25 protein-coding genes are annotated in these 23,220 nt (G+C 59.0%); 5 read left to right on the top strand and 20 right to left on the bottom strand.

Annotated features, from left to right (window positions below; genetic code table 11):
* The first annotated feature begins 76 nt into the window (after positions 1-76).
* Genes dapD through N7578_RS11035 form a run of 3 tightly spaced genes read left to right on the top strand, consistent with a single transcriptional unit; the run spans position 77 to position 2,725 of the window.
* Positions 77-931, top strand: coding sequence for a 2,3,4,5-tetrahydropyridine-2,6-dicarboxylate N-succinyltransferase (dapD, locus tag N7578_RS11045; RefSeq protein WP_311110387.1), 855 nt, complete (start codon positions 77-79; stop codon positions 929-931).
* Positions 932-948: 17 nt separating this feature from the next.
* The gene (dapE, locus tag N7578_RS11040) at positions 949-2,145 is read left to right on the top strand and encodes a succinyl-diaminopimelate desuccinylase (protein WP_311110386.1); all 1,197 of its coding nucleotides are present in this window, start codon (positions 949-951) and stop codon (positions 2,143-2,145) included.
* Positions 2,129-2,725 (top strand): hypothetical protein, encoded by a 597-nt coding sequence (locus tag N7578_RS11035; RefSeq protein ID WP_311110385.1) that lies wholly within the window; start codon positions 2,129-2,131, stop codon positions 2,723-2,725. Before dapE ends, N7578_RS11035 begins: the two co-directional genes overlap by 17 nt.
* A 3-nt stretch (positions 2,726-2,728) precedes the next feature.
* On the opposite strand, the gene truA is transcribed toward N7578_RS11035, so the two are convergent.
* The 3 genes from truA to def are packed head-to-tail and all read right to left on the bottom strand — an operon-like array spanning position 2,729 to position 5,028.
* Complete coding sequence (truA, locus tag N7578_RS11030; RefSeq protein ID WP_311110384.1) at positions 2,729-3,529, bottom strand: tRNA pseudouridine(38-40) synthase TruA; 801 nt, start codon at positions 3,527-3,529, stop codon at positions 2,729-2,731.
* Positions 3,529-4,464 (bottom strand): methionyl-tRNA formyltransferase, encoded by a 936-nt coding sequence (fmt, locus tag N7578_RS11025; protein WP_311110383.1) that lies wholly within the window; start codon positions 4,462-4,464, stop codon positions 3,529-3,531. The genes truA and fmt overlap by 1 nt, the downstream gene beginning before the upstream one ends.
* 51 nt (positions 4,465-4,515) lie before the next feature.
* Positions 4,516-5,028, bottom strand: coding sequence for a peptide deformylase (gene def, locus N7578_RS11020; protein WP_311110382.1), 513 nt, complete (start codon positions 5,026-5,028; stop codon positions 4,516-4,518).
* A 145-nt stretch (positions 5,029-5,173) separates the two neighbouring features.
* On the opposite strand from def, the gene N7578_RS11015 reads away from it, so the two are divergent.
* Both N7578_RS11015 and N7578_RS11010 read left to right on the top strand, forming a co-directional pair.
* Complete coding sequence (locus tag N7578_RS11015) at positions 5,174-6,364, top strand: DNA recombination protein RmuC (RefSeq protein ID WP_311110381.1); 1,191 nt, start codon at positions 5,174-5,176, stop codon at positions 6,362-6,364.
* 52 nt (positions 6,365-6,416) lie between these two features.
* Positions 6,417-7,316, top strand: coding sequence for a ribokinase (locus N7578_RS11010; RefSeq protein WP_311110380.1), 900 nt, complete (start codon positions 6,417-6,419; stop codon positions 7,314-7,316).
* Positions 7,317-7,328: 12 nt separating this feature from the next.
* On the opposite strand, the gene trmB is transcribed toward N7578_RS11010, so the two are convergent.
* The 17 genes from trmB to murJ all read right to left on the bottom strand — a co-directional run bounded on the left by trmB (position 7,329) and on the right by murJ (position 23,216).
* A complete protein-coding gene (gene trmB, locus N7578_RS11005) occupies positions 7,329-8,027 on the bottom strand; it encodes a tRNA (guanosine(46)-N7)-methyltransferase TrmB (protein WP_311110379.1) in 699 nt (232 codons plus the stop codon).
* 111 nt (positions 8,028-8,138) lie between these two features.
* Entirely contained in the window at positions 8,139-9,401 is a 1,263-nt protein-coding gene (gene metK / locus N7578_RS11000) for a methionine adenosyltransferase (protein WP_311110378.1), read from the bottom strand.
* Positions 9,402-9,588: 187 nt separating this feature from the next.
* Positions 9,589-10,008 (bottom strand): helix-turn-helix domain-containing protein, encoded by a 420-nt coding sequence (locus N7578_RS10995; protein ID WP_311110377.1) that lies wholly within the window; start codon positions 10,006-10,008, stop codon positions 9,589-9,591.
* 136 nt (positions 10,009-10,144) lie between these two features.
* Complete coding sequence (lnt, locus tag N7578_RS10990) at positions 10,145-11,734, bottom strand: apolipoprotein N-acyltransferase (RefSeq protein WP_311110376.1); 1,590 nt, start codon at positions 11,732-11,734, stop codon at positions 10,145-10,147.
* A gap of 178 nt (positions 11,735-11,912) precedes the next feature.
* Positions 11,913-13,058, bottom strand: coding sequence for a hemolysin family protein (locus N7578_RS10985; protein ID WP_311110375.1), 1,146 nt, complete (start codon positions 13,056-13,058; stop codon positions 11,913-11,915).
* A gap of 15 nt (positions 13,059-13,073) precedes the next feature.
* Positions 13,074-13,580 (bottom strand): rRNA maturation RNase YbeY, encoded by a 507-nt coding sequence (gene ybeY, locus N7578_RS10980; protein ID WP_311110374.1) that lies wholly within the window; start codon positions 13,578-13,580, stop codon positions 13,074-13,076.
* Positions 13,581-13,590: 10 nt separating this feature from the next.
* Complete coding sequence (locus N7578_RS10975; protein WP_311110373.1) at positions 13,591-14,646, bottom strand: PhoH family protein; 1,056 nt, start codon at positions 14,644-14,646, stop codon at positions 13,591-13,593.
* A gap of 39 nt (positions 14,647-14,685) precedes the next feature.
* A complete protein-coding gene (gene miaB, locus N7578_RS10970; protein ID WP_311110372.1) occupies positions 14,686-16,089 on the bottom strand; it encodes a tRNA (N6-isopentenyl adenosine(37)-C2)-methylthiotransferase MiaB in 1,404 nt (467 codons plus the stop codon).
* 65 nt (positions 16,090-16,154) lie between these two features.
* A complete protein-coding gene (locus N7578_RS10965) occupies positions 16,155-16,949 on the bottom strand; it encodes a lysophospholipid acyltransferase family protein (protein ID WP_311110371.1) in 795 nt (264 codons plus the stop codon).
* Positions 16,950-16,979: 30 nt separating this feature from the next.
* Positions 16,980-17,408: a Fur family transcriptional regulator gene (locus tag N7578_RS10960; protein WP_138794386.1), complete on the bottom strand. Its 429-nt coding sequence runs from the start codon at positions 17,406-17,408 to the stop codon at positions 16,980-16,982.
* A 69-nt stretch (positions 17,409-17,477) separates the two neighbouring features.
* Positions 17,478-17,972: an N-acetyltransferase gene (locus tag N7578_RS10955; protein ID WP_311110370.1), complete on the bottom strand. Its 495-nt coding sequence runs from the start codon at positions 17,970-17,972 to the stop codon at positions 17,478-17,480.
* Positions 17,973-18,011: 39 nt separating this feature from the next.
* Positions 18,012-18,680 (bottom strand): tRNA (adenosine(37)-N6)-threonylcarbamoyltransferase complex dimerization subunit type 1 TsaB, encoded by a 669-nt coding sequence (gene tsaB, locus N7578_RS10950; RefSeq protein ID WP_311110369.1) that lies wholly within the window; start codon positions 18,678-18,680, stop codon positions 18,012-18,014.
* Positions 18,681-18,698: 18 nt separating this feature from the next.
* Positions 18,699-19,262 carry a NifU family protein gene (locus N7578_RS10945; protein ID WP_311110368.1) on the bottom strand — a complete coding sequence of 188 codons (564 nt, stop codon included), beginning with the start codon at positions 19,260-19,262 and terminating at the stop codon, positions 18,699-18,701.
* A 144-nt stretch (positions 19,263-19,406) separates the two neighbouring features.
* Complete coding sequence (locus N7578_RS10940) at positions 19,407-19,898, bottom strand: universal stress protein (RefSeq protein WP_311110367.1); 492 nt, start codon at positions 19,896-19,898, stop codon at positions 19,407-19,409.
* 156 nt (positions 19,899-20,054) lie between these two features.
* A complete protein-coding gene (gene trpS / locus N7578_RS10935; RefSeq protein ID WP_311110366.1) occupies positions 20,055-21,119 on the bottom strand; it encodes a tryptophan--tRNA ligase in 1,065 nt (354 codons plus the stop codon).
* 103 nt (positions 21,120-21,222) lie between these two features.
* Positions 21,223-21,627, bottom strand: coding sequence for a VOC family protein (locus N7578_RS10930; protein ID WP_311110365.1), 405 nt, complete (start codon positions 21,625-21,627; stop codon positions 21,223-21,225).
* Positions 21,627-23,216, bottom strand: a complete 1,590-nt coding sequence (gene murJ / locus N7578_RS10925) for a murein biosynthesis integral membrane protein MurJ (RefSeq protein ID WP_311110364.1) — start codon at positions 23,214-23,216, stop codon at positions 21,627-21,629. Before murJ ends, N7578_RS10930 begins: the two co-directional genes overlap by 1 nt.
* Between the last annotated feature and the right edge of the window lie 4 nt (positions 23,217-23,220).

Below are 23,220 nucleotides of genomic sequence, written 5' to 3'. Positions count from 1 at the left end.
GCAAATGACCATAGCCTTCCAGCGGTGCGGGCCTCATCCGTGACTGCCGAACCACAAGCGACCTTAAGGAATTTCCATGAGCCTTGCCGATCTCAGCTCTCTCGAGACCATCATCGAAACCGCATTCGAAAACCGCGACAGTGTGAACGTATCGACCAAGGGCGAAATCCGTGACGCGGTTGAAACCTCGCTTCTGCTTCTGGACGGTGGCAAGGCACGCGTCGCCGAAAAGCAGGCCGACGGAAACTGGAAAGTAAACCAGTGGCTGAAGAAGGCGGTACTGCTTTCCTTCCGCCTGAACGACATGGAAATCGTCACCGGCGGCCCGGGGGAATCCACATGGTGGGACAAGGTTCCGTCCAAGTTCGAAAACTGGGGCGAAAACCAGTTCCGTGCCGCAGGCTTCCGCGCCGTACCGAACGCCGTGGTTCGCCGTTCGGCCTACGTTGCCAAGAACGTCGTTCTGATGCCGTCCTTCGTCAACCTCGGCGCCTATGTCGATGAAGGCTCGATGGTCGATACCTGGGCCACGGTCGGTTCCTGCGCGCAGATCGGCAAGAACGTCCACCTTTCGGGCGGTGTCGGCATCGGCGGCGTTCTGGAGCCGCTTCAGGCTGGCCCGACCATCATCGAGGACAACTGCTTCATCGGCGCCCGTTCGGAAGTGGTCGAAGGCTGCATCGTGCGCGAGGGCGCCGTTCTCGGCATGGGCGTGTTCATCGGCAAGTCCACCAAGATCGTAAACCGCGCCACCGGCGAAATCACCTATGGCGAAGTGCCGCCCTACTCCGTGGTTGTCGCTGGCACCATGCCGGGCAAGCCTTTTCCGAACGGTGAGCCGGGCCCGAGCCTCTATTGCGCCGTCATCGTCAAGACCGTCGACGAAAAGACCCGCTCCAAGACGGGCATCAACGAACTGCTGCGCGACTGATACGAAGTAGAGCCGAAATGACCGCCACCGATCCCGTCGCCAATCTTGCCGCCCTCATCCGTTGCCCGTCGGTAACGCCCGCCGAAGGCGGGGCGCTGACCTTGCTCGACACGCTGCTCTCGCCACTCGGCTTCAAGGTGGATCGTGTCATGGCAACGGAGGACGGAACGCCGGACGTTGAAAATCTCTACGCCCGGCTTGGCGCGGACGGCCCGCACCTGATGTTTGCGGGTCATACCGATGTGGTTCCCGTAGGCGACGAGGCAGCATGGAGCCATCCTCCCTTTGCAGCGGACATTGCAGGCGGCGAAATGTTCGGCCGTGGTGCGGTGGATATGAAGGGCGGCATCGCGTGCTTCGTTGCGGCAATCGCCCGCCATATCGAAAAGCGTGGTGTGCCGAAGGGTTCCGTCTCCTTCCTCATTACCGGTGACGAGGAAGGACCGTCCATCAACGGCACCTCGAAGCTTCTGGAGTGGGCCGCGGCCAGGGGTGAGCGCTGGGACGCCTGCGTGGTTGGTGAGCCAACCAATCCCGACCGGCTTGGCGACATGATCAAGATCGGGAGGCGCGGTTCGCTCTCGGGCCGCATCACCGTGCACGGCGTGCAGGGCCATGCCGCCTATCCGCATCTGGCCGACAATCCGATCCGTGGGCTGTTGCAGCTGACACACGCGCTGATGTATCCGCCTTTCGACCACGGCACGGACAACTTCCAGCCCTCCAATCTGGAAGTGACGACCATCGACACCGGCAATGCGGCGACAAACGTCATTCCTGCGAAGGCAACGGCAGCCTTCAATATCCGCTTCAACGATACCTGGACCGCCGAGACGCTTCGCGCAGAAATCATACGCCGTCTGGACGCGGCGGCGGCGGAAGGCGAGCTTCGCCCGGACCGTGCGCCGGTGAAATACGACATCGCCTGGGCGGATCGTCCGAGCCATGTTTTCCTCACCCGCAACAACGCGCTGATCTCGTCACTCTCCGGTGCGGTCGCGGAGGTTACGGGCAACGAGCCGAAGCTTTCCACCACTGGCGGAACCTCGGACGCCCGTTTCATCAAGGATTATTGCCCCGTCGTCGAGTTCGGCCTTGTCGGGCAGACCATGCATATGGTGGATGAACGCGTCGCCGTTGCCGACCTGGAAACATTGACCCGCATTTACGAAACCTTCATCGAGCGCTGGTTCGCCCATGCCGACGGCAAGTGAAATAACCCTCTACATCAAGGGACTATGGTTGCTGCTGCTCGGCAACCATGCAGGCGCGCGCTATCTCGACCTGACGGAGCGGGGAATGGTCCGGTCGTTCTACTCCGTGCTGTGGTGTCTGCCAGCCATGCTCGTTTCATGGCTGTGGCTGCGCGCCGCCTTTCTAGCCGGTTATCCGCCTGGCACCGGAACGGGAGCCCTGTTCTTCGTGCGCCTCGCCATGGTGGAAGCCATCTGCTGGATCGTGCCACTCATCCTGATCGGCGCCTTGCTGCTGGCCTTTGGCGCACGCGAAAAATTTCCGCCGCTGGTGGTGACGGTCAACTGGCTGTCCGTACCCTTTTCCTACGCTTATGCAGTACTGATCCTGATTGCCTTCTTCATACCGCCGCTACAGGGGCTGATCGCGGTTCTATGGCTGGCGCTTCTCTTGTCTCTGGTCTTCGCATTTTCGCGTATCGTGAAGTTCTTCATCCGCGACCAGTCGCTGCTCGTCTCAGCCATCGTGATGACACTGCTGGTGCCCGGCATGCTGCTCTCAGAGGCGTTGCAGCGCTTTCTAGGCGTCTACCCCGGCTGAGGTTCACTCTCCGTCGTCAACCGTCTCGAAGGTAGAACGCTGGCGCGGCGGAATGACAACCGGGTAATCCACCTGCATGAAATACAGTCCATCCGGCGGCGCGACCGGACCACAGGCCTTGCGGTCCCGTGCTTCCAGAGCCGCACGTACATCATCCGGCGTCATCGTGCCCTCACCGGCCAGTTTCAGCGTTCCAGCAAAAGACCTGATCTGGTTGTGCAGGAAACTCTGCGCCGTCGCGCGTATTTCGATGAGATCGCCGTTGCGCGTAACATCCAGCCGGTCGAGCGTTCTGACCGGGCTGTTGGCCTGACAGTGGGTGGAGCGAAACGTGGTAAAGTCATGCCTGCCGACAAGCGTCTGGGCCGCCGCATGCATGCGTTCGTGATCCAGATCTTTCGACACCCACCACGCGCGTTTGTGCTCCAGCGCCAAACGCGCCTTTCGCGAGACGATACGATAGAGATAATGACGGCGAAGAGCCGAAAACCGTGCGTCGAAATCCTCGGTCACAGCCGCCACATCCAGCACCGCTACCGCTTCGTTACCCATTGCCAGATGAGCGTTTACCGCGTTGCGTAGCTTGTAGGGCTGCCAGTCACGCGACAGATCGACATGGATGACCTGCCCTCTGGCATGGACACCGGAATCCGTGCGTCCCGCGCCCCGAACGGAAACGGTCTCACCGGTCAATGAGAGGATCGCCTTTTCGAGGGCGCCTTGTACCGATTGACCGTTGTCCTGTCGCTGCCAGCCCACATAGGGCGTGCCGTCATATTCGACGGTCATCCGGAAACGTGGCATCAGCCGAGCCTCGTGCCGACAGGAACAGGCGTGCCGCGCAGGAAATCGGAGGCCAGCATCGGCTTACCCCCCGCCTTCTGCAAACGCACCAGACGGACAGCACCGCTGCCACATGCAATGGTCAGGGTATCGTCTAGAGCCGATCCCGCTTCCCCCATGCCGGAGGCCTGCTCGCTGCCAAGAACCTTGACCCGTTCCGCCTTGCCGCCGATCTGCATTTCGAACCACGCACCGGGAAACGGCGAAAGGCCGCGAATGTGGTTGTGAACGTCCTGGGCAGGCCGTGAGAAATCGATGCGGGTTTCCGACTTGTCGATCTTGGATGCGTAGAGAACGCCCTCTGCCGCCTGTGGCGTCAAAGGCAGGTCGCCGGCATCCAGCTTTTCCATTGCCTGAACCATCAGCCTCGCACCCGCCAGCATCAGGCTGTCGTGCAATTCGCCCGCCGTTGTTTTTTCACCGATGGCGACCTTGGCCGTCAGGGCAACCGGGCCGGTATCCAGCCCCTTTTCCATCTGCATGACCATCATGCCGGTTTCGGCATCACCAGCCATGATCGCACGCTGTATGGGGGCCGCACCGCGCCAGCGCGGCAGCAGGGAGGCATGACCGTTATAGCAGCCAAGCCGGGTGCCGGTCAGGATCGCTTCCGGCAACAGAAGCCCGTAGGCGACGACGACGGCGACATCGGCTTCAAAGGAACGAAACTGCTGCCGGTCTTCTTCAGCCTTGAAGTTCAACGGCGTGAATACGGGCAATCCCAGAAGTTCCGCGGCCTGATGGACAGGCGACTTCTGCAGATCGAGGCCACGACGGCCACCGGGACGCGGCGGTTGCGTATAGACGGCGACGATCTGATGACCGGCATCGACCAGCGACCGCAAGGTTGGTACTGAGAACTCCGGCGTACCCATGAAGATGATGCGAAGAGCCATGACCGCCCCCTGCCCGCAATCGTGCTGCAATTTCCGGCAAAGTTCCGGAAATCAAACCTTGGCGCGGGCCAGTTTCGTGAATTTCTTGATAACCATGTCGCGCTTCAGGCGCGAAATATGGTCGATGAACAGGACACCGTTCAGGTGGTCGATCTCGTGCTGCAGGCAGGTTGCAAGGAGGCCATCGGCCTCGACCGTCTGCTGCTTGCCGTCGCGGTCGACATATTGCACCGTCAGCGCAGCGGGGCGCTCGACCTCGGCGTAATAGTCCGGGATCGACAGGCAGCCTTCCTCGTATGTCGAGATACCATCGGAGGTCTTGAGAATTTCCGGGTTGATGAAGACGATCGGCTTCTTCTCTTCGTCCTCACGCGACACGTCGATCACCAGCATGCGGCGCGGCACGCCGACCTGAATGGCTGCAAGGCCGATGCCCGGCGCGTCATACATGGTTTCCAGCATGTCGTCGGCAAGGCGCAACACCTCGTTGTCCACCTGCTCGATGGGCTTGGACTGCTGGCGCAACAGGGGATCCGGCAAAATGATAAGTGGTTTGATGCTCATGGCTTCCCATAACGTATCTCGTGCGTGGAGGAAATAAAAAACACACGGTTGCAGGCCTTCACGCCCTCACGGCCCGACTCATTTTCGCCGCAGGGATGTTCTTGTTTTGATCTTACGAATCACAAGAAACCTGCTAGATTTGGTTATGAACCTCGATCTTTCCGCTCTCCTTGCCCCAGCCCTGCGTGCCGGTTCCGTCGATATCAGTTTCGGCGCACTTCTGGCCGCCCTGCTTTTCGGGCTTGCCGCGTTCTGGCTGCTGGCCACGGATCGTCGCAAAGGCACGCCGCAGAATGAGGAGATCACCGATCTTCTGAAAACGCAGGCGGAGCTGCATGGCCGTATCGCAGCCATGGGCGAGACACTGGGTGCACGACAGAACGAAATGAGCCAGACGCTGAACCAGCGACTGGACGGCATGTCGCAGCGGCTTGGCGAAACGTTGACCGAGCAGACCAAATCCACGCACGAAAACCTCAGCCGCCTGCAGGAGCGGCTGGCGGTCATCGATGCCGCGCAGGGCAATATCCAGGATCTGGCGAAAGACGTGATCGGCCTTCAGGCGATCCTGTCCAACAAGCAGACGCGTGGCGCGTTCGGACAGGCGCGCATGGAAGCCCTGATCGCCGATGCGCTTCCAGACAGCTCCTACCAACTGCAGCCCACCCTTTCGAACGGTTACCGGCCGGACTGCACCATAAAGATGCCGAACAATGCGCCGCCTCTGGTCATCGACGCCAAGTTTCCGCTGGAGGCGTGGAACGCTATCAAGGCAGATGAATCGCCGGACGCCAAGCGCGCGGCGACCCAGCAGTTTCGCCGTGACATGGAAGTGCATATCCGCGACGTGGCGGAGAAATATCTCATCCGCGGCGAGACACAGGACACGGCGTTCATCTTCGTGCCGTCGGAATCGATCTTCGCGGACATCCACCAGCATTTCGAATATCTCGTGCAACGCGCCCATCGTTCACGCGTCGTCATCGTGTCTCCGTCGCTGCTGATGCTGTCAGTTCAGGTCATCCAGTCGGTGCTGAAAGACCAGCGCATGCGGGAACAGGCGCACCTGATCCAAGGCGAAGTCGCGCTCCTGATGGATGACGTGCGGCGTCTGGATGATCGCACACGCAAGCTGCAGGCTCATTTCGGGCTGGCACAGAAAGACATCGACATGATGCTGATCTCCTCCGACAAGGTGCTGGCACGCGGACAGAAGATAGAAGGGCTGGATTTCTCCCCGACGGAGAAGGAGATCCCGCACACAGAAACCGAACAACGACGTTTTGCGGAAAACCGATCAGGGACGGCCAAGCTCAGGGTAGTTGACGACGAGTGACCGCCTCGGGCAAAGTCGCCGCCTCATCTGATTTTCACACGGACATGCCCCGATGATTACTGTTTTCGGCTCCATCAACATGGACCTCGTCGCCACCGCCAAACGCCTGCCCAAACCGGGCGAAACCGTAACGGGCGAAAGCTTTTCGACAGCCGCCGGTGGCAAGGGCGCCAATCAGGCGCTGGCGGCCCGGCGCGCAGGTGCGACCGTGAAGATGGCGGGTGCAACGGGTGACGACACATTCGCCGCCCCCGCACTGGCGCTGCTGCACGATGCCGGCGCCGATCTGTCGCTGGTGAAGACAGTGGCCACCCCCACGGGAACCGCCGTCATCCTGATCGGCGAAGGTGGTGAGAATATGATTTCAGTCATTCCGGCCGCCAATGGCGAGGTTTCAGAGGCCGACGCCACACGGGTTGTTTCTGAAATGTCTTCGGGCGACATTCTGATGCTTCAGTTCGAAATCCCTGCTCCGGCAATCGAAGCCGCCATCAAGGCAGCCAAGGCAAAGCGCATCACCACCGTGATTAACACGGCACCGCTGACGCCGGATGCGGCACGTATCGCCCATCTGACCGACATCGTGATTGCCAATGAAACGGAGTTCGAGCTGCTGATTGGCAAGAGCGGCCTTTCCGCCACCGAGCGGGAAGCAGAACTGAAGGCTCTTCATTCCGAAACGGGCCAGACGCTGATCGTCACGCTCGGCGCAGATGGCGTGATCGCCATGCGCAACGGCAAACGTTTCACCGCCTCCGGACTGAAGATCGAACCGGTCGATACGGTCGGTGCTGGAGACACGTTCTGCGGCTATCTCGCGGCCGGTCTGGATCAGGGACTGGACTTCGAAACGGCGCTCAAGCGGGCAGCCGTCGCCGGTTCGCTGGCCTGCACACGCGCAGGTGCCCAGCCGTCCATTCCCGTCGCCGCGGACGTGGACGCCCGCATCTGAATGGTCTGATGATCAGGTCCGAATGAAGGTGAGATAGGCCGAGGTGCGGCCTTCTCTTTTCGCCTTGTTTTCGTAACGCGTACCCGGCCAGTTGGCATAGGGGGTGCGCCAGTCATCAGCGCTAGTTGCTGTCCATTCGAAACCGCCATGGCGGGCGCAATGCTGGAGCGTCCAGTTGATGTAAGTGTCGATGTCCGAGGCAAAGCAAAACTTGCCGCCCGGCTTCAGCACCCGATGGAAGCGGGCCAGATTGACGTCCGAGACAAAGCGGCGCTTCCAGTGCTTCTTCTTCGGCCATGGATCGGGATAGAGCAGATCGATGTGGTCGATCGACGCTTCCGGCAGCCAGTCGAGCAGCTGCGTCGCATCGTCGTCGTAAAGGCGGATGTTCATCAATTCCCGCTCCTTGACGCTCGCCAGAAGCTTGGCCATGGAATTGACGAAGGGCTCGACGCCGATAAAGCCGGTTTCAGGGTTTTCGACGGCCCGGTGTACCAGATGCTCGCCACCGCCGAAGCCGATCTCAAGACGGATCGACTTCACATCGGCTGGAAAAAGGGCAGCCAGATTTTTTGGTGGCTGACCCCCAAGGTCGATCTTCAGCAACGGCAACAGGTTCTCGATAGTATCGACCTGCTGGTTGCGCAAGGGTTTGCCTTTGCGTCTGCCAAAAAACGCTTCCGTTGCGCGCGAACGCCGCTCTTCCGTCATGTCACACTCTCAAGACCAAATACACTTAACCCGTACAACGTCGTTTGAATGACGCTATACGGGTTATGAAATTTCAACCGGTATCTCTCAATCGCCGCCGAATGGCAAGGCTTAGGCCGCCAAAGCTTCCTTGAGCGGCTTTACGAGATCGAGCTTCTCCCAGGAGAAGGAGCCATCGCGGCCAGCCTTGCGGCCGAAGTGACCGTAGGAGGACGTCTTCGCGTAGATCGGCTTGTTCAGGTCAAGATGGCGGCGAATGCCCGATGGCGAAAGGTCCATGACCTTGCGGATCGCAGCTTCAACCTGATCTTCGCTGACCTTGCCGGTACCATGCAGGTCGACATAGATCGACAGCGGCTGGGCAATACCGATGGCATAGGAAATCTGGATCGTGCAGCGGTCTGCAAGACCGGCGGCAACGACGTTCTTGGCGAGGTAACGTGCCGCGTAGGCAGCCGAACGGTCAACCTTGGTCGTGTCCTTGCCGGAGAACGCACCACCACCGTGCGGAGCCGCACCGCCGTAGGTGTCGACAATGATCTTGCGGCCGGTCAGGCCCGCATCACCGTCCGGACCGCCGATAACGAACTTGCCGGTCGGGTTGATGTACCACTGGCAATCGTCGGCAATCTTCAGATCACCCAGAGCTTCGCGGATATAGGGTTCAACGACGGCGCGAACCTTCTTGGAATCCCAGCTTGCATCCAGATGCTGCGTGGAAAGAACGATCGAAACTGCTTCCGCCGCCTTGCCGTCCACGTAACGCACCGTCACCTGGCTCTTGGCATCGGGACCGAGCTTGGCAGCTTCGCCCTCACCGCTCTTGCGAGCCGTGGCGAGAAGCTGGAGAATGCGGTGCGAATAATAGATCGGCGCGGGCATGAGGTCGGGCGTTTCCTTGCACGCGTAACCGAACATGATGCCCTGGTCGCCTGCGCCTTCGTCACCCTGCTTGTCGGACGCGTTATCAACGCCCTGTGCGATATCTGCCGACTGCGGATGCAGAAGAACGTCGATCTTGGCGGTCTTCCAGTGGAAACCCTCCTGCTCGTAACCGATGTCACGGATCGCCTTGCGAGCTGCGGACTTGAACTTGGAAGGATTGATGACCGGATGGCCGGCTGCGTCCTTGAGGACGTTTCCTTCCTTGTCCTTTTTCAAAAGGGTGTCAGGCACGCGGACTTCGCCAGCGATGACGACACGGTTGGTCGTTGCAAGCGTTTCACACGCGATGCGAACGGTCCATGGATCGACGCCGGTCTTGGCCGCTTCGCGATAAATCAGATCCACAATTTCATCGGAAATACGATCACAAACCTTGTCCGGATGGCCCTCGGCCACGGACTCGCTGGTGAACAGGTAATTGGCACGCATGCGGGATTCCCCTCAAAGAACGGTCTTCGTGTTTGTTAGTCATTTCGACCGCGAAAAACAAGGACACAATCACATAAATATATCTTTATGTGAGAATTCCTTTCCAAAATGGCAAAAAAAACGGCCCTTTCGGGCCGTTGAATATTCACCGCCGGATAACCCGGTGTGTGTGAAAATTACAGATGCCTTACTCGGCATCACCCTCTGCAGCCAGGGCCTTGACCAGATCAACGATCCGCCGACGAACCTTCGGATCCGCGATCTTTACGAAAGCGCGGTTGAGCTGCAGTCCTTCCGCCGACGACAGAAAATCCACGACGTAGTTGGAGCTGGAAGCCTCGGCCATGCCGGTCGCGCCACCAACCTGCTCACCCGGTGCGTCTTCGAAGAAAAAGGAAACCGGGACGTTCAGAATGCCGGAGATGTTCTGCAGGCGGCTGGCGCCGACGCGGTTCGTGCCCTTCTCGTATTTCTGGATCTGCTGAAACGTGATTCCGAGGCTTTCACCCAGCTTCTCCTGGCTCATGCCAAGCATGGTCCGGCGAAGGCGAATTCGGCTTCCGACATGAATGTCGATGGGGTTAGGCTTCTTTTTATTTTCGGTCATCATGCGGTCCTGACACTCGGAAGGGGTTGATATCTCGATTCATTATTCACCCATGAAAATGAACCGGCATTACGGGGTGGCACTCAAACTCGTTTTACGACTGACCTATTCACTATGCAATTCTAGGGGTTTTTGGTCAATTCATCCGTCGCATGAAACTCAGGCGAGATACCACCGCTGCAATCATCATCACCAAGAAAATCAACCAGAAATACGTCCGATGTATGTCGTAGGTAAATGCGTCCTTCACCGCACCACTCAGGGTAGAGTCAACAATTCCAATTTGACCGTAGTCAAGTCCGTCAATAATGCGCCCATAAGGGTCAATCACCGCTGAAATGCCCGTATTGGCACCGCGAATCACCGGCAAACCCGTTTCAACCGCCCGTACCCTTGCCTGCAGAAAGTGCTGATACGGCCCCGGCGTATCCCCAAACCAGCCATCGTTGGTCACGTTCAGGATCGCGGTTGCCCCTGCAGGAGAAGGCGTCATCTCACCCGGGAAAATGATCTCGTAGCAGATCAATGGATAGAAGGTTTTTCCGGATGGGAGCGTGAGGACATTGCGCGATGCGGCGGCTGAAAACCCACCCGGAAGACTGACGACGTTATCGAAGCCAAATCTGCGCAGCACGTCTTCCAATGGCAAGTATTCCCCGAATGGCGTTAGGTGCACCTTGTCGCTGGCGCCGATGATTTCACCCTGACTGTCGATCGCATAGACCGAATTGTAATAGCGCGGCGGCCGACCGGCACCGGCATCTTCCATCCGGACCGCGCCTGTGAACAGCACCTGCCCATCCTCAAGAGTCCGCGCGATCTCAGCCAGCGCGTCCGGGTTCTGCGTCAGGATGAATGGCACCGAGGTTTCCGGCCAGACGACGATATCAGGCCGCTTCTTTCCTTCTGAGGGCGGAAGTGCCGTCAACCGCAGGTGTTCATTGAAGATATCTGCGCGGTCGGCATTCAGCATCTTGCGCGACTGATCGATCGAGGGCTGCACAATTCTCACTGTGAGCGCGTCCGACGGCGCCTCCACAGGGATACGAAGGCGATAGAAACCGTAACCGAAATGGCCCGCAAGAAGCAACGCCGCCAGCGCAAGCCCCGGCCACATACCTTTTTTTGTTCCAACCAACGCGGGCATCGCAAAAATGAAGACCGCAAGGATCGTCACCCCGAACAGGCCGATCAGATGTGCCGACTGCATCATGACCGGAATGGGCATGATGCCGTATCCGATAACATTCCATGGAAAGCCGGTCGCCACGAAGCTGCGCAGCCATTCCGAAAGCCCGAAGGCTGCGGCAAGGGCAGCGATGCGGCCGAGACCATCTGACCAGAGGATATTTGCGAGCGCGACGGCAAAGCCGTAAAACAGCGCCAGAACGGCCGGCAGACCGAGAATGGCCAGCGGTAGCGCCCAGGCAAATTCGTCCGCTTCCAGCAGCAGCGCATTGCCGAGCCACCAGAGGCCCGCAACGAAATATCCGAAACCAAAGCACCAGCCGATCCGAAAAGCCGGCCACAGGCGCCCGAACGCCCCACTCCCCGGCTTGCCGATACAACCGTCAACCAGCCAGACCAACAGGGTGAAAGAGATAAACAGGGAAGCGAAGAAGCCGAAAGGCGGCAGAGCCAGCGCTCCGAATGCTCCTGCTGCGATCGCCGTGATTGCGCGGCCGACGCTACTACCCAGCATCACCCTGCCTGCGAGACGCTCCATACGATCCCCGTTTCCGTTCAGCCAACAAGACCACGCATGCCATGACCCCGGACGCCATGGTTTCTACAAATATCCGACGTAGTGGAAAAAAGATTCGCCGTCCACAATATGAATGGCGCAGACGCGAAACGCATGGTTGTTGAAATGAAAAACCGGCAGATTTCTCTGCCGGCCTAACTCAGTCCGCGTTCGGCTGATGAGTGATGAGGTGCGTTTCCGGAGCGGGCAACGCAATAACCTCATTGGTATCAGCATCATCCGGAGCGCGATCATCCTGCCCTTCAGAACGGTGATCCCGCACGATACGCACACCCTTGATGCGACGCGTGTCGGCATCGAGGATCTGGAACTCAAAACCTGGAACGGCCCGGACGATCTCGCCTTTCGCCGGGATACGCCCCAGCGCGAAAAAGATGAGTCCGCCCAGCGTATCGATTTCCTCGACATGTTCGCGGACATCGAACTCCGGGCCGAGCGCTTCGGCAAGTTCAACCAGCTCAGCACGAGCATCCGCCACCAGAACGTCGGCGGAAAGACGCGAGAACATTGCCTCGTCCTTGTCGTGCTCATCATCGATATCACCGACGACCATTTCCACGATATCCTCGTGGCTCACCAGTCCGTCCGTGCCACCATATTCGTCGATCACGAGAGCAAGCTGCGTTCTCTGCGCCTGCATGGTCTTCAAGAGATCTGACGCCAGCATCGAGGGCGGGGCGAACAGGATCTTGCGGACCAGTCCGGCGTTGGCGACCGACTTTTCCAGATCGACCCGCGCCAGATCAAAATTGGATTTCGGACCGCGCAATACTTTGCCGCCAGCATCTGCCGGTGCCTTCGTTCCCACCCGGCGCTTGTTACGCGCCTGCTTACCGACATAGGAGAGAAGATCGCGAATGTGGATCATCCCCTTGGGATCATCCAGTGTCTCATCGTAGACCGGCATACGGGAACGGCCCGTTTCCTCGAACAGGATCAGCGCGTCACCGATCGTCATGTTCTGATCTATGCCGTCGATGTCTACGCGCGGGATCATGATGTCCTCGACGCGGACTTCGCGGAAACGAAGGATATTGTTGAGCATTGCCCGCTCTTCGGGCGAAAAGGCGGCACCGATCTCAGTGTCGGCCATCAGCGCGTCGGTGATATCCTCGCGCAGGCGCTCGCCCTGCGACGGCTTCAGGAGCCGTGCTATGCGCGACCAGATCGTCGATCTCGGCTTCGCATTTACTTCGTAACGTAACTGACTACTGCCTTCCTCCGAGGAGGACTGCTCGCCGTTTTCTCTGCCCTCATTGGCAGGTCGTGCAGAATGTTCGTTCATAGGTCCATACTATAATTAAAGCGGGTCCTGTCCCGCGTACGGATCAGATAGGCCAAGCACCGCAAGAATGCGAGTCTCAAGCGACTCCATTTCTTCCGCTTCTTCTTCGTCCATGTGATCATACCCGAAGAGGTGAAGAAATCCATGGACCAGAAGATGTGTCAGATGATCCTCGAAACTCTTGTCAAGTTCAAGAGCCTCGCGCACCACGGTTTCACGAGCGATGACGATATCGCCCAGCATAGGGCCTGGCATACCACCGGGCTCCAGCGGAAAGGCCGGAAATGACAGGACATTCGTGGCCTTGTCCTTGTCACGCCATTCGGCGTTGATTTCCCGTATCTGCGCATCATCGGTAAAAACCAGCGACAGCTCCACCGGAATTTTGGGGAAAGGCTGTTCCTCCTCGCGGCGCAGAAACTCGGTCGCCACCTTCAATACCTTCTCGGCAAAGGCAAAAAGCGCTTCTTCCGAGGCCCATCCCTGGGCCTCGATGCTGATCTGAATATCCAGTTCCGTCATTGCTTTCGCGTCATTCGCCCTTCACGAGACTCTCGTCCGGGACCGCCGTATGCGCCTCATAGGCACGCACGATACGGGCCACCATCGGATGACGCACGACGTCGACATCCTTGAAGCGCACCACGGACACGCCTTCCACGTCGCCGAGGATCTGCAACGCCTCGACAAGACCGGACTTCACGCCCCGCGGAAGGTCCACCTGGCTCGGGTCACCGGTCACGATCATGCGGCCATTTTCACCGAGACGCGTCAGGAACATCTTCATCTGCATGGTCGTGGTGTTCTGGGCTTCGTCCAGAATGACCGCAGCATTGCCAAGCGTGCGTCCACGCATGAAGGCCAGCGGTGCAATTTCGATGACACCTGCCTGGATGGCACGCTCCACCTTGTCACCCGGCATCATGTCATAGAGAGCATCATAAAGAGGGCGCAAATATGGATCGACCTTTTCCTTCATGTCACCCGGCAGGAAGCCGAGGCGCTCACCCGCCTCGACAGCAGGACGAGACAGGATGATACGGTCAACAGCGCCTCGTTCCAGCAGCTGCGCGGCATGCGCCACTGCCAGATAGGTTTTGCCCGTACCAGCCGGACCAACGCCGAAAACCAGTTCGGAGCGCTCCAGCGCGCGCATGTAGACATCTTGTGTCGGCGTGCGGGCAGCGATGGTCTTTTTGCGCGTGGAGATCTGCGCCATGGAAATCTTGGCCTTGCGCTCCATTGTCGGCAAGGTCAACTGGTCGTCCGCCGCCATCGCCATACGGATGGCACCCTCGACGTCGGAGAGTTCCACAGTGCCGCCCTTGAGGAGGCGTTCATACAGGAAATCGAGCGCCCGGCGCGCCTGATTGGTGGACACCACGTCTCCGGTGATCGCAACGGAATTTCCGCGGGGGCGGGCGTCGATGTTGAGACGCTGCTCCAGCAGCTTCAGGTTTTGATCGAACTGACCGAATAGCTCTCCAGCTACCCTGTTATTCTCGAACGTGAGGACGAAGTGATTGGCGTCGGTCGCGGCTGAGCGTGGCTGGCGCGATGAAGGTGATACCAATTCGTGTGCGTTCAAGCGGTCAGGCTCCTGTCCCAATCAGTGTCGGCCCTCACTCTAACTCTCTGCCACCTCGGCAAACAAGCTGTTTGGACCCGTTGCGGTGATTCGTACACTAACAATGTCACCGATTTTGAAAGTCTTTGCATCAAGATTCACGGATTGCAGCCACGGCGAACGGCCTATCAACTGCTCCGGCATGCGGCCGGGCTTTTCCAGCAACACATCCATGGTCTTTCCAACCAGCGACTGCGCGAACTCCTGCTGCTGCTTCAGAAGCAGAGCCTGCAATCTTTCCAGCCGCTCGGCCTTTACCTCTTCCTCAACCTGATCCGTCAGATCGGCTCCAGGCGTTCCGGGACGGGTGGAATACTTGAAAGAAAATGCCTGCGCGTATTTCACTTCCTCGACCATCGCCATCGTGTCTTCGAAATCGCGATCCGTCTCTCCGGGGAAGCCAACAATAAAGTCCCCCGACATGGCGATATCAGGGCGGGCAGCACGAATTTTCTCGATAAGACGGATATATTCCTCGCCCGTATGGCGTCGGTTCATCGCCTTGAGAATACGATCAGAGCCCGCCTGCACCGGCAGATGCAGGTAAGGCATGAGGATACGCAGATCACGATGCGCGCCAATCAGCCGCTCGTCCATGTCGCGGGGATGGCTGGTCGTATAGCGAAGCCGCGCCAGCCCCGGAATTTCCGCCAGCCGGTAAAGCAGTTCGGCAAGACCCCATTGCTCGCCCTTCGGTCCCTCGCCCTGCCAGGCGTTGACGTTCTGGCCAAGCAGCGTGATCTCACGCACACCTGCATCGACCAGCTTCATCGCCTCATCGACGATCTGGCGGACGGGACGAGATACTTCCGATCCACGCGTATAAGGCACCACGCAGAAGGTACAGAACTTGTCGCAGCCCTCCTGCACCGTGAGAAACGCCGTGACGCCGCGCGAGCGGAGCTTGGCTTTTTCAGCGACAGGCAGATGCTCGAACTTGTCTTCGACGGCGTATTCCGTCTCGATGACGCGCTCACCTCCGCGGACACGTTTCAGCGCGTCCGGCAGACGATGATAGGTCTGTGGACCAATCACGACATCGACCGCAGGTGCACGGCGAAGGATTTCCTCACCCTCAGCCTGCGCCACGCAACCGGCAACACCGATCATGAATTCGCGGCCCTGCTCCTCACGGGACTTCTTCATGTCGCGCAGACGACCAAGTGCCGAATAGACCTTCTCGGCCGCCTTCTCCCGGATATGACAGGTATTCAGAAGAACCAGATCGGCCTCGCCCATGTCTTCCGTCTGGACATAACCGTCCTTCGCCAACGCATCGCTCATGCGGACGGAATCATAGACGTTCATCTGACAGCCGTAGGTCTTGATAAAGACTTTACGGCTGCTGGAACCCTCATGGGCGATTGTTTCGGAGGCGTCTAGGCCAAGAGTGTTCTGGGTCATGGCGGCTATCTAGTGTTTTTCAGCGCCAGATTAAACAGAAAAATGCCGGAAACGCTACAGTACGGCTATTTCCGCCACCCGCCGCGCAGGCTGAATGCCAGCATGGAACGAATCGCGCCAGCGATATCGGTCGCCAGCCGCTTGCGATTGTCGGTGCTGTGGAAGGGAACACTTTGCCCGAACGTCACATCGACATCGATGGCACCGGCCCGGATGACGCCGAGCAGATGCGGCACCAGAGTTATGCTGCCCGGCCAGGCGGCGATGATACGGTGATAACGCCCCATCGCCATGCCCTGCACCCGCGTATAGGCAATGGATACCGGCTGCACATAGACGAGTTTGCCCGGCACCTGCTCCGCCGCAGTGGAGGCTGCGCCGAAAAGCGACGATTTGATCGGCAACAGACGGTTTCCGTCTGATGTCGTTCCCTCCGGGAAAAGAACGACGATCTCGCCATCCGCCATACGGGTGGCAATTTCGCCGACCTGCGCGCCGGTGCTGCGTTTCTGCTCGCGCTGCACGAAGATGCTTTTCTGCAAGCGTGCGAGCCAGCCGAACACCGGCCAGTCCCGCACTTCCGTCTTGGCGATGAACACCACGTCGGCAATGCTGCCGAGAACGAGAATGTCCTTCCAAGAGGCGTGATTGACGGCAAGCATCAAGGGTTTCGCGCGCTCGATCTCTCCGTGGACATGCACGCGGATGCCGAGGACACGGCAGGCAATGCGGTGCCAGAGACGCGGGATTCGCCGGCGTAGGCGCCAGTCGAAGGCAAGACCCAGCAGTTGGAGTGGCAGCAAAACAAGCGTGACGATCAGGAGAACGATCGCAATATAGGTTGCCCGGAGCCACATCACGATCGTACCGCCTGCTTACTCACCGGCGTTTCAGCGCTCGTCCGGCTTCAAGGGAACGCCGTAGAGTTCCAGCCGGTGGTCAACGAGCTTGAAGCCATGTTCACGCGCAATCTTTTCCTGGAGCGCCTCGATTTCCGGGGAGTGGAATTCGATCACCACACCATGTTTCAGATCGATCAGATGATCATGATGCTCTTCCGGAACCGTTTCATAACGCGAACGGCCGTCACGGAAATCGTGCCGTTCGATGATACCGGCATCCTCGAATAGCTTCACGGTCCTGTAGACCGTGGAGATGGAAATGCGCGGATCGACGGCAAAGGAGCGGCGATACAGCTCTTCGACATCGGGATGATCGTCCGATTCCTGAAGCACTCGGGCGATGACGCGGCGTTGATCCGTCATCCGCATGCCGCGTTCGGCACAAAGTTCTTCCAGCGTTTTCGAAAGGTCTATCACGTCTTCTGGCCTTCAGATTCTTCCGTTGGAATGGCGCGGCACGCGCCGAACATATTATAAAATTCGGAACTAGCGAAGATCGCGGCGCATGACAAGCGCCGTCGACTTCGATCCATCCTGAGCCGTGTAATAAGCCTTGCGTTCTGCCACCGTCTTGAAGCCGAGCTTCCTGTAAAGTCCCACCGCGGAGGCATTGGCATTATCCACCTCGAGGAACATGGTTTCAGCGCCGCGCATCATCGCCTCGCGGGTCGCGGACTGCATCAACCGCCAGCCAAGCCCGGCACGCGCAAATTTCTCACCGACGGCTATCGTGAGGATTTCCGCCTCCCCTGCGACTTCACGAGCCAGCACGAACCCGCCAAGCGGCTTGCTGAAAAAAGCATTCGTCTGCCGTGCCACCGCGCCGAAAACGGAGGCCTGCGTCAACAGGCTGGAAAATTCGCCATCGTTCCATGCTCGCGGAAAACGCAGGGCGTGCATATCCGCCACCGCCGCGCAATCCTCATGCTGCATCGGTACAATTTCGAAATAGGGTTTCCAGCTCAGGTAATCGTCAAACATTGCAGGGAATCATCCGTCATCGCTTACGGACGCCACCTATCAGGCAACCGAGAGGCGTTCCAGCGCAAAACCCGTCTGCGGCCGGGCGTCGGGACCACGCAGGTAAAGCGGCGCGGGTCTCGGCATGCCTTCCGGCTTGCGCGCAGCTGCGCGAGCAACAGTCGCAATCGGGAAGTGATCCGGTCCCGATCCTGTTTCCTGCCCGGCAAACAGCTGAGCGGCAGAGCCGACGACCACACCATCAAACCCGGCAAGTGCCGCCTTCGCATCGTCCAGAGACAGCAAGGCCGCGTCGCTGAGCGGCGAACCATCAGCCTCAAACATCTGGAGATAAGCTTCCTCACGCTTGGCATCCAGCCCGACCGCAACACGCTGTCCAGGGTTTTCCAGCAGGTGATGCAGAGCCAGCGTTTCAAGCGTGGTCACACCCACCGCGTCCTTGTGGAGCGACAGGGCAAACCCGCGTGCCGCCGCGACACCCACCCTTATCCCGGTAAAGGAACCAGGCCCAATGGTCACGGCGATACGGTCAATATCCTGAAGCGTCCTGGACGCCTGCTGAAGGGCTCCGTCTATAATGCCCATCAGCAGTTCCCCATGGCCCTTGCCGATATTTTCCGTAACCTCGCCCAGCACGATATCCGCTGCGCTGTCATAAACGCAGGCAGAGCAATCAACGCCGGAGGTGTCGAGGGCAAGAACGATCATGCTGTAACCAGTTGGGGATCAGACGGCTTCGACTTCGCGCACTTCCGGCACGAAGTGGCGCAGCAGGTTCTGAACGCCATGCTTCAGCGTGGCCGTGGAAGACGGGCAACCGGAGCATGCGCCCTTCATGTTGAGGAACACGGTGCCATCGCGGAAACCGCGGAACGTTATATCGCCACCATCCTGCGCAACGGCCGGGCGAACGCGGGTTTCCAGAAGCTCCTTGATCGTGGCAACGATGGTTTCATCGCCAGCCTCGAAGAACTCGTCTTCCTCATCTGTGAACTCGGCAGCAACCGCTGTTCCCATGATCGGACGGCCGGACATGAAGTGTTCCATGATCGAGCCGAGAATAGCAGGCTTCAGATGCTGCCATTCAGCGCCGTCCTTGGTGACGGTGATGAAGTCGAAGCCGAAATAAACGCCGGTGACGCCCGGAATTTCAAACAGGGTCGCAGCCAGCGGAGACGCCTGCGCCTGCGACGGGTTGAGGAATTCGGCGGTGCCGCTTTCCAGAACAACCTTGCCAGGAAGAAACTTGAGCGTGGCCGGATTTGGCGTGGCTTCCGTCTGAATGAACATTCCGTGTCTCCTTCGAGGTCGCCGTTCACGCCCCGCAATTTAGAATTCTTCCAAAAATACGCCCGGCGAAGCCTTACTTCAAGCCCTGACATGATAATTACATTCAAGAAATCACCACTGCCCAAAATCTTACCCCGTGACGGATCAGCAGAGCGCGTCGATTTCCTCGTCCGTCAGCGTGTCCGGCAGAACCGTAACCGGGACCGGAAAGGCGGCACCCCGTCCGGCAATCGAAGATACCAACGGCCCCGGCCCTTCTTTTGTCGATCCCGCCGCTAGAACCAGAATCGCGATATCCCGGTCTTCTTCGACAAGGCCATGGATATTTTCCGTGGCACTGCCCTCGCGGATCACCGATTCCGGCTCGATGCCGATGGTTTCACGCACTTTCTGGGCGATCTTGGCGAGTGTGGCCTCCGCCTCCTCACGCGCTTCCGCACGCATGATCTGCTCGACACCCAGCCATTGCTGGAAATCGCCTTCGGGTATCACGTAAAGCAGGACCAACCCGCCATTCGAGTTCTTGGCGCGGCGACCGGCATAGTGCACGGCCCTTTCGCATTCCGGTGTTCCATCGATGACTGCAAGAAACTTGCGCCGATGCCCCTCCAGACGCGACAGCCGTTTTGAAACCATTCCGAACTCCCTGTCTCCGCCATGAAACGAAAAAGCCGCCCGACGGTTCGGGCGGAGATTATATCAAATCACGGCGGGCGCAAACCGCCCGGCACTTAAAGCGTGTCGCGATCTCACAGTTTCGCTCCGTACGCTTTAAGTCCTTGTTTTATATCGTCACCGCAGGAAACCGATGATATCGCGCACTTCGTTCATCGTCTTTTCGGCGATGGCACCAGCGCGTTCGCCACCCTGCTTGAGGATGGCGTCGATGTGGCTCGGATCATCGAGAAGGCGGCGCATCTCATTGTTGACCGGCGCCAGGACGTTGACGGCGAGATCGATCAGGGCAGGCTTGAATGCCGAGAACTGCTGTCCGCCGAACTCCTGCAGCACTTCCGCCTTCGTCTTGTCGGAGAGTGCCGCGTAGATACCCACGAGGTTTTCAGCTTCAGGGCGCCCCTTCAGTCCCTCGACTTCGCCCGGCAACGCGTCCGGGTCCGTTTTTGCCTTCTTGATCTTCCTGGAGATGGCGTCCACGTCGTCCATCAGGTTGATGCGCGACAGGTCGGACGGATCGGACTTCGACATCTTCTTGGTGCCGTCTTTCAACGACATGACGCGCGGTGCCGGACCGCCGATCAGCGGCTCGACCATCGGGAAATAAGCATGCACCGGCTCTTCGCCCACGGTGATGTCGACACCGAGACCGGCCTTGCGGATGTGATCGCTGAAATCGATGTTGAATTTCTGGGCAATATCACGGGCCAGCTCGAGGTGCTGCTTCTGGTCGTCGCCGACCGGAACATGAGTGGCGCGATAGACCAGAATATCGGCCGCCATCAGGCTCGGATAGGCAAGCAGGCCCAGAGACACCTGCTCGGCATTCTTGCCAGACTTGTCCTTGAACTGGGTCATGCGCTCCATCCAGCCGATGCGCGCCACGCAGTTGAACACCCATGCCAGTTCCGCATGCTGCGGGACGGCGGACTGATTGAAGACAATGTGCTTGACGGGATCAATGCCCGAGGCAATGAAGGCTGCCGCGATGGAGCGTGTCTGCGCCTTCAGATCGGAATGGACGAGCTGCGCGGTGATCGCATGCATGTCAACGACGCAGTAGATGCAGTCGTTGTCTTCCTGCAACGCCACGAACTTGCGGATCGCACCAAGATAATTGCCGAGATGCAGATTGCCGGTCGGCTGAACACCCGAAAAAACCAGCGGCTTGAATGCGTTCATTGTCGTCCTCGAAAAGGCTTGTGGAGGGCCCCGCCCCATGATTGGAATTGCAGGCGGGCTTATGCACCGCCAAGCCCCTGCAATCAAGCGGTTTCAGGGGATATCAACCTCTCGGTTCAAGAAGATCCCAGCGGTTTCCATAAAGATCCTCGAACACGGCAACGGAGCCATAGACCTCATGGCGCGGCTCCTCCAGAAAGCGCACGCCGCGAGAGATCAACGCCGTGTGGTCGCGGACGAAATCATCGGTATGCAGGAAGAAGCCGACGCGCCCGCCCGTCTGGCTGCCGATGGCGTTGCATTGCGCCTCGTCATCCGCTTCAGCCAGCAAAAGGCCGCAGCCGGCCTCGCCCTTCGGTTTGACGACAAGCCAGCGCTTGCCATCGCCAAGCGACTGATCAGCCACGCAATCGAAGCCGAGAACGCCGCAATAAAACGCCTTGGCGCGATCATAGTCGTCCACGACGATGGTCACGAGAGCGATACGGCGGTTCGCGGCAAACGACATCAACTCTTCTCCGGCTGAGGGTTCTTTTTTCCGCGTTTGCGGACTGCTCTTTTCACCATGCCGATATCGGCACCACCGGAGGCAAAGGCGAGTGCGAAATAGACCATCATCGCCACCAGAACGAGCGCCATGATCGTCCCCGCCCGCACCAGAATGGACGATGCCGAGGATAGCTCGAAACTGAGATAGGCAAGAGCATAATGGATCAGGCCGGCCATGATGGCAGCGGCAAATATCAGCCTTGGAATTCGGGTCAAAAGCGGGATATCGATCTGCCAGTGGCCACGCCACAGGAGCATGCCGAACAGCAGGACTGCATTCACCCAACCGGCAGCGATTTCCGCAATGGCAATGCCCGGCCCGCCGAGGCGCGGGAACAGGGTGAGCGCCAGCGAGATATTCACAACGACGGAGATCGCTGCAAAGATCATGGGCGTGCGGGTATCCTCACGCGCAAAAAATCCGGGAATGAACGCCTTTATCAAGACGAAAGCCGGCAGGCCGAGACCATAGATGCCCAGAATCTGCGACACGGTAACGGTGGCCGGGGGCGCAAAGTTTCCGCGCTCGTAGAGAAAGCGCACGATGGGTTCGGCCATGACGAGAAGCGCTGCGGCTGCAGGCAGCGTCAGGAAGAGAACGAATTCCACCGAACGGTTCTGAAGGCTGCCCGCCTCCACCATGTGGCCGCCTCGCAAAGCCCGTGAGAGTTCCGGCAACAGCACCGTGGCGACGGCGATGCCGACAACGCCAAGCGGCAGCTGATAGATGCGGTCTGCGTAGGCCAGAGATGAGATGACCCCTTCACCGCCAGACGCGATGTTGGTGTTGATGAGCAGGTTGATCTGAGTGATGCCACCGGTGATCGCGGCTGGAAGCGCCAGAACAAGAAGACGCTGCACATTCTTCGTCAGACGCGGACGGCGGAAGCCGATTTTCATGCCCGCGTTGCGCACGGCGATCCAGACGATCGCGAGCTGCACGAGGCCTGCGGCCATAACGCCCCAGGACAAGGCATAACCCACCTGCAAAGGATCGTAATTCTTCCACCAGGCCAGTGCCAGCACGCCAATGAGGATAATGTTCAAAAACACCGGAGCGATCGCGGCGGCAAAATAGCGATGCAGCGAGTTCAACATGCCGCCCATCATCGCCGCCAGCGACATGCAGGCGAGATAGGGGAACATGATCGTTGCGAGATGCACGGTATTTTCGAACTTGACCGTATCCTCGACGAAACCCGGCGCGATCACAGTCCGCACGATAAACGGCATCGACAGTTCCATGAGGATCGTCAGCGCCAGAAGTACGGTGAAAAGAACCCCGAAAACCTCTTCGGAAAACCGCCTCGCACCTTCCATGCCATTCGCCTCGATTTCCTTGGCGAAAAGAGGCACGAATGCGGAGTTGAACGCCCCTTCGGCAAAAAGCCGCCGGAAGGTGTTCGGAAAGCGGAAGGCCGCATTGAAGGCGTCGGCCACCGGGCCGGTACCGACGGCGGCGGCCATAAGGGTTTCACGCAGAAACCCGAAAATGCGGCTGCCGAGCGTTGCCGTACCAACCGTGGCGAACTTGCCGATCAGGCTCATCGCA

The sequence above is a fragment of the Agrobacterium tumefaciens genome (assembly GCF_031801495.1).
Classification (GTDB): Bacteria; Pseudomonadota; Alphaproteobacteria; order Rhizobiales; family Rhizobiaceae; genus Agrobacterium; species Agrobacterium tumefaciens_K.
The sequence above is the reverse complement of the archived record's forward strand: the minus strand, read 5'-3'. Positions and strand labels throughout refer to the sequence as shown.

Excerpts from the sequence above, each read along its gene's own strand:
- dapD (WP_311110387.1), top strand. The coding sequence starts at position 77 with ATGAGCCTTGCCGATCTCAGCTCTCTCGAGACCATCATCGAAACCGCA.
- dapE (WP_311110386.1), top strand. The coding sequence starts at position 949 with ATGACCGCCACCGATCCCGTCGCCAATCTTGCCGCCCTCATCCGTTGC.
- N7578_RS11035 (WP_311110385.1), top strand. The coding sequence starts at position 2,129 with ATGCCGACGGCAAGTGAAATAACCCTCTACATCAAGGGACTATGGTTG.
- truA (WP_311110384.1), bottom strand. The coding sequence starts at position 3,529 with ATGCCACGTTTCCGGATGACCGTCGAATATGACGGCACGCCCTATGTG.
- fmt (WP_311110383.1), bottom strand. The coding sequence starts at position 4,464 with ATGGCTCTTCGCATCATCTTCATGGGTACGCCGGAGTTCTCAGTACCA.
- def (WP_311110382.1), bottom strand. The coding sequence starts at position 5,028 with ATGAGCATCAAACCACTTATCATTTTGCCGGATCCCCTGTTGCGCCAG.
- N7578_RS11015 (WP_311110381.1), top strand. The coding sequence starts at position 5,174 with ATGAACCTCGATCTTTCCGCTCTCCTTGCCCCAGCCCTGCGTGCCGGT.
- N7578_RS11010 (WP_311110380.1), top strand. The coding sequence starts at position 6,417 with ATGATTACTGTTTTCGGCTCCATCAACATGGACCTCGTCGCCACCGCC.
- trmB (WP_311110379.1), bottom strand. The coding sequence starts at position 8,027 with ATGACGGAAGAGCGGCGTTCGCGCGCAACGGAAGCGTTTTTTGGCAGA.
- metK (WP_311110378.1), bottom strand. The coding sequence starts at position 9,401 with ATGCGTGCCAATTACCTGTTCACCAGCGAGTCCGTGGCCGAGGGCCAT.
- N7578_RS10995 (WP_311110377.1), bottom strand. The coding sequence starts at position 10,008 with ATGACCGAAAATAAAAAGAAGCCTAACCCCATCGACATTCATGTCGGA.
- lnt (WP_311110376.1), bottom strand. The coding sequence starts at position 11,734 with ATGGAGCGTCTCGCAGGCAGGGTGATGCTGGGTAGTAGCGTCGGCCGC.
- N7578_RS10985 (WP_311110375.1), bottom strand. The coding sequence starts at position 13,058 with ATGAACGAACATTCTGCACGACCTGCCAATGAGGGCAGAGAAAACGGC.
- ybeY (WP_311110374.1), bottom strand. The coding sequence starts at position 13,580 with ATGACGGAACTGGATATTCAGATCAGCATCGAGGCCCAGGGATGGGCC.
- miaB (WP_311110372.1), bottom strand. The coding sequence starts at position 16,089 with ATGACCCAGAACACTCTTGGCCTAGACGCCTCCGAAACAATCGCCCAT.
- N7578_RS10955 (WP_311110370.1), bottom strand. The coding sequence starts at position 17,972 with ATGTTTGACGATTACCTGAGCTGGAAACCCTATTTCGAAATTGTACCG.
- tsaB (WP_311110369.1), bottom strand. The coding sequence starts at position 18,680 with ATGATCGTTCTTGCCCTCGACACCTCCGGCGTTGATTGCTCTGCCTGC.
- N7578_RS10945 (WP_311110368.1), bottom strand. The coding sequence starts at position 19,262 with ATGTTCATTCAGACGGAAGCCACGCCAAATCCGGCCACGCTCAAGTTT.
- N7578_RS10940 (WP_311110367.1), bottom strand. The coding sequence starts at position 19,898 with ATGGTTTCAAAACGGCTGTCGCGTCTGGAGGGGCATCGGCGCAAGTTT.
- trpS (WP_311110366.1), bottom strand. The coding sequence starts at position 21,119 with ATGAACGCATTCAAGCCGCTGGTTTTTTCGGGTGTTCAGCCGACCGGC.
- N7578_RS10930 (WP_311110365.1), bottom strand. The coding sequence starts at position 21,627 with ATGTCGTTTGCCGCGAACCGCCGTATCGCTCTCGTGACCATCGTCGTG.
- murJ (WP_311110364.1), bottom strand. The coding sequence starts at position 23,216 with ATGAGCCTGATCGGCAAGTTCGCCACGGTTGGTACGGCAACGCTCGGC.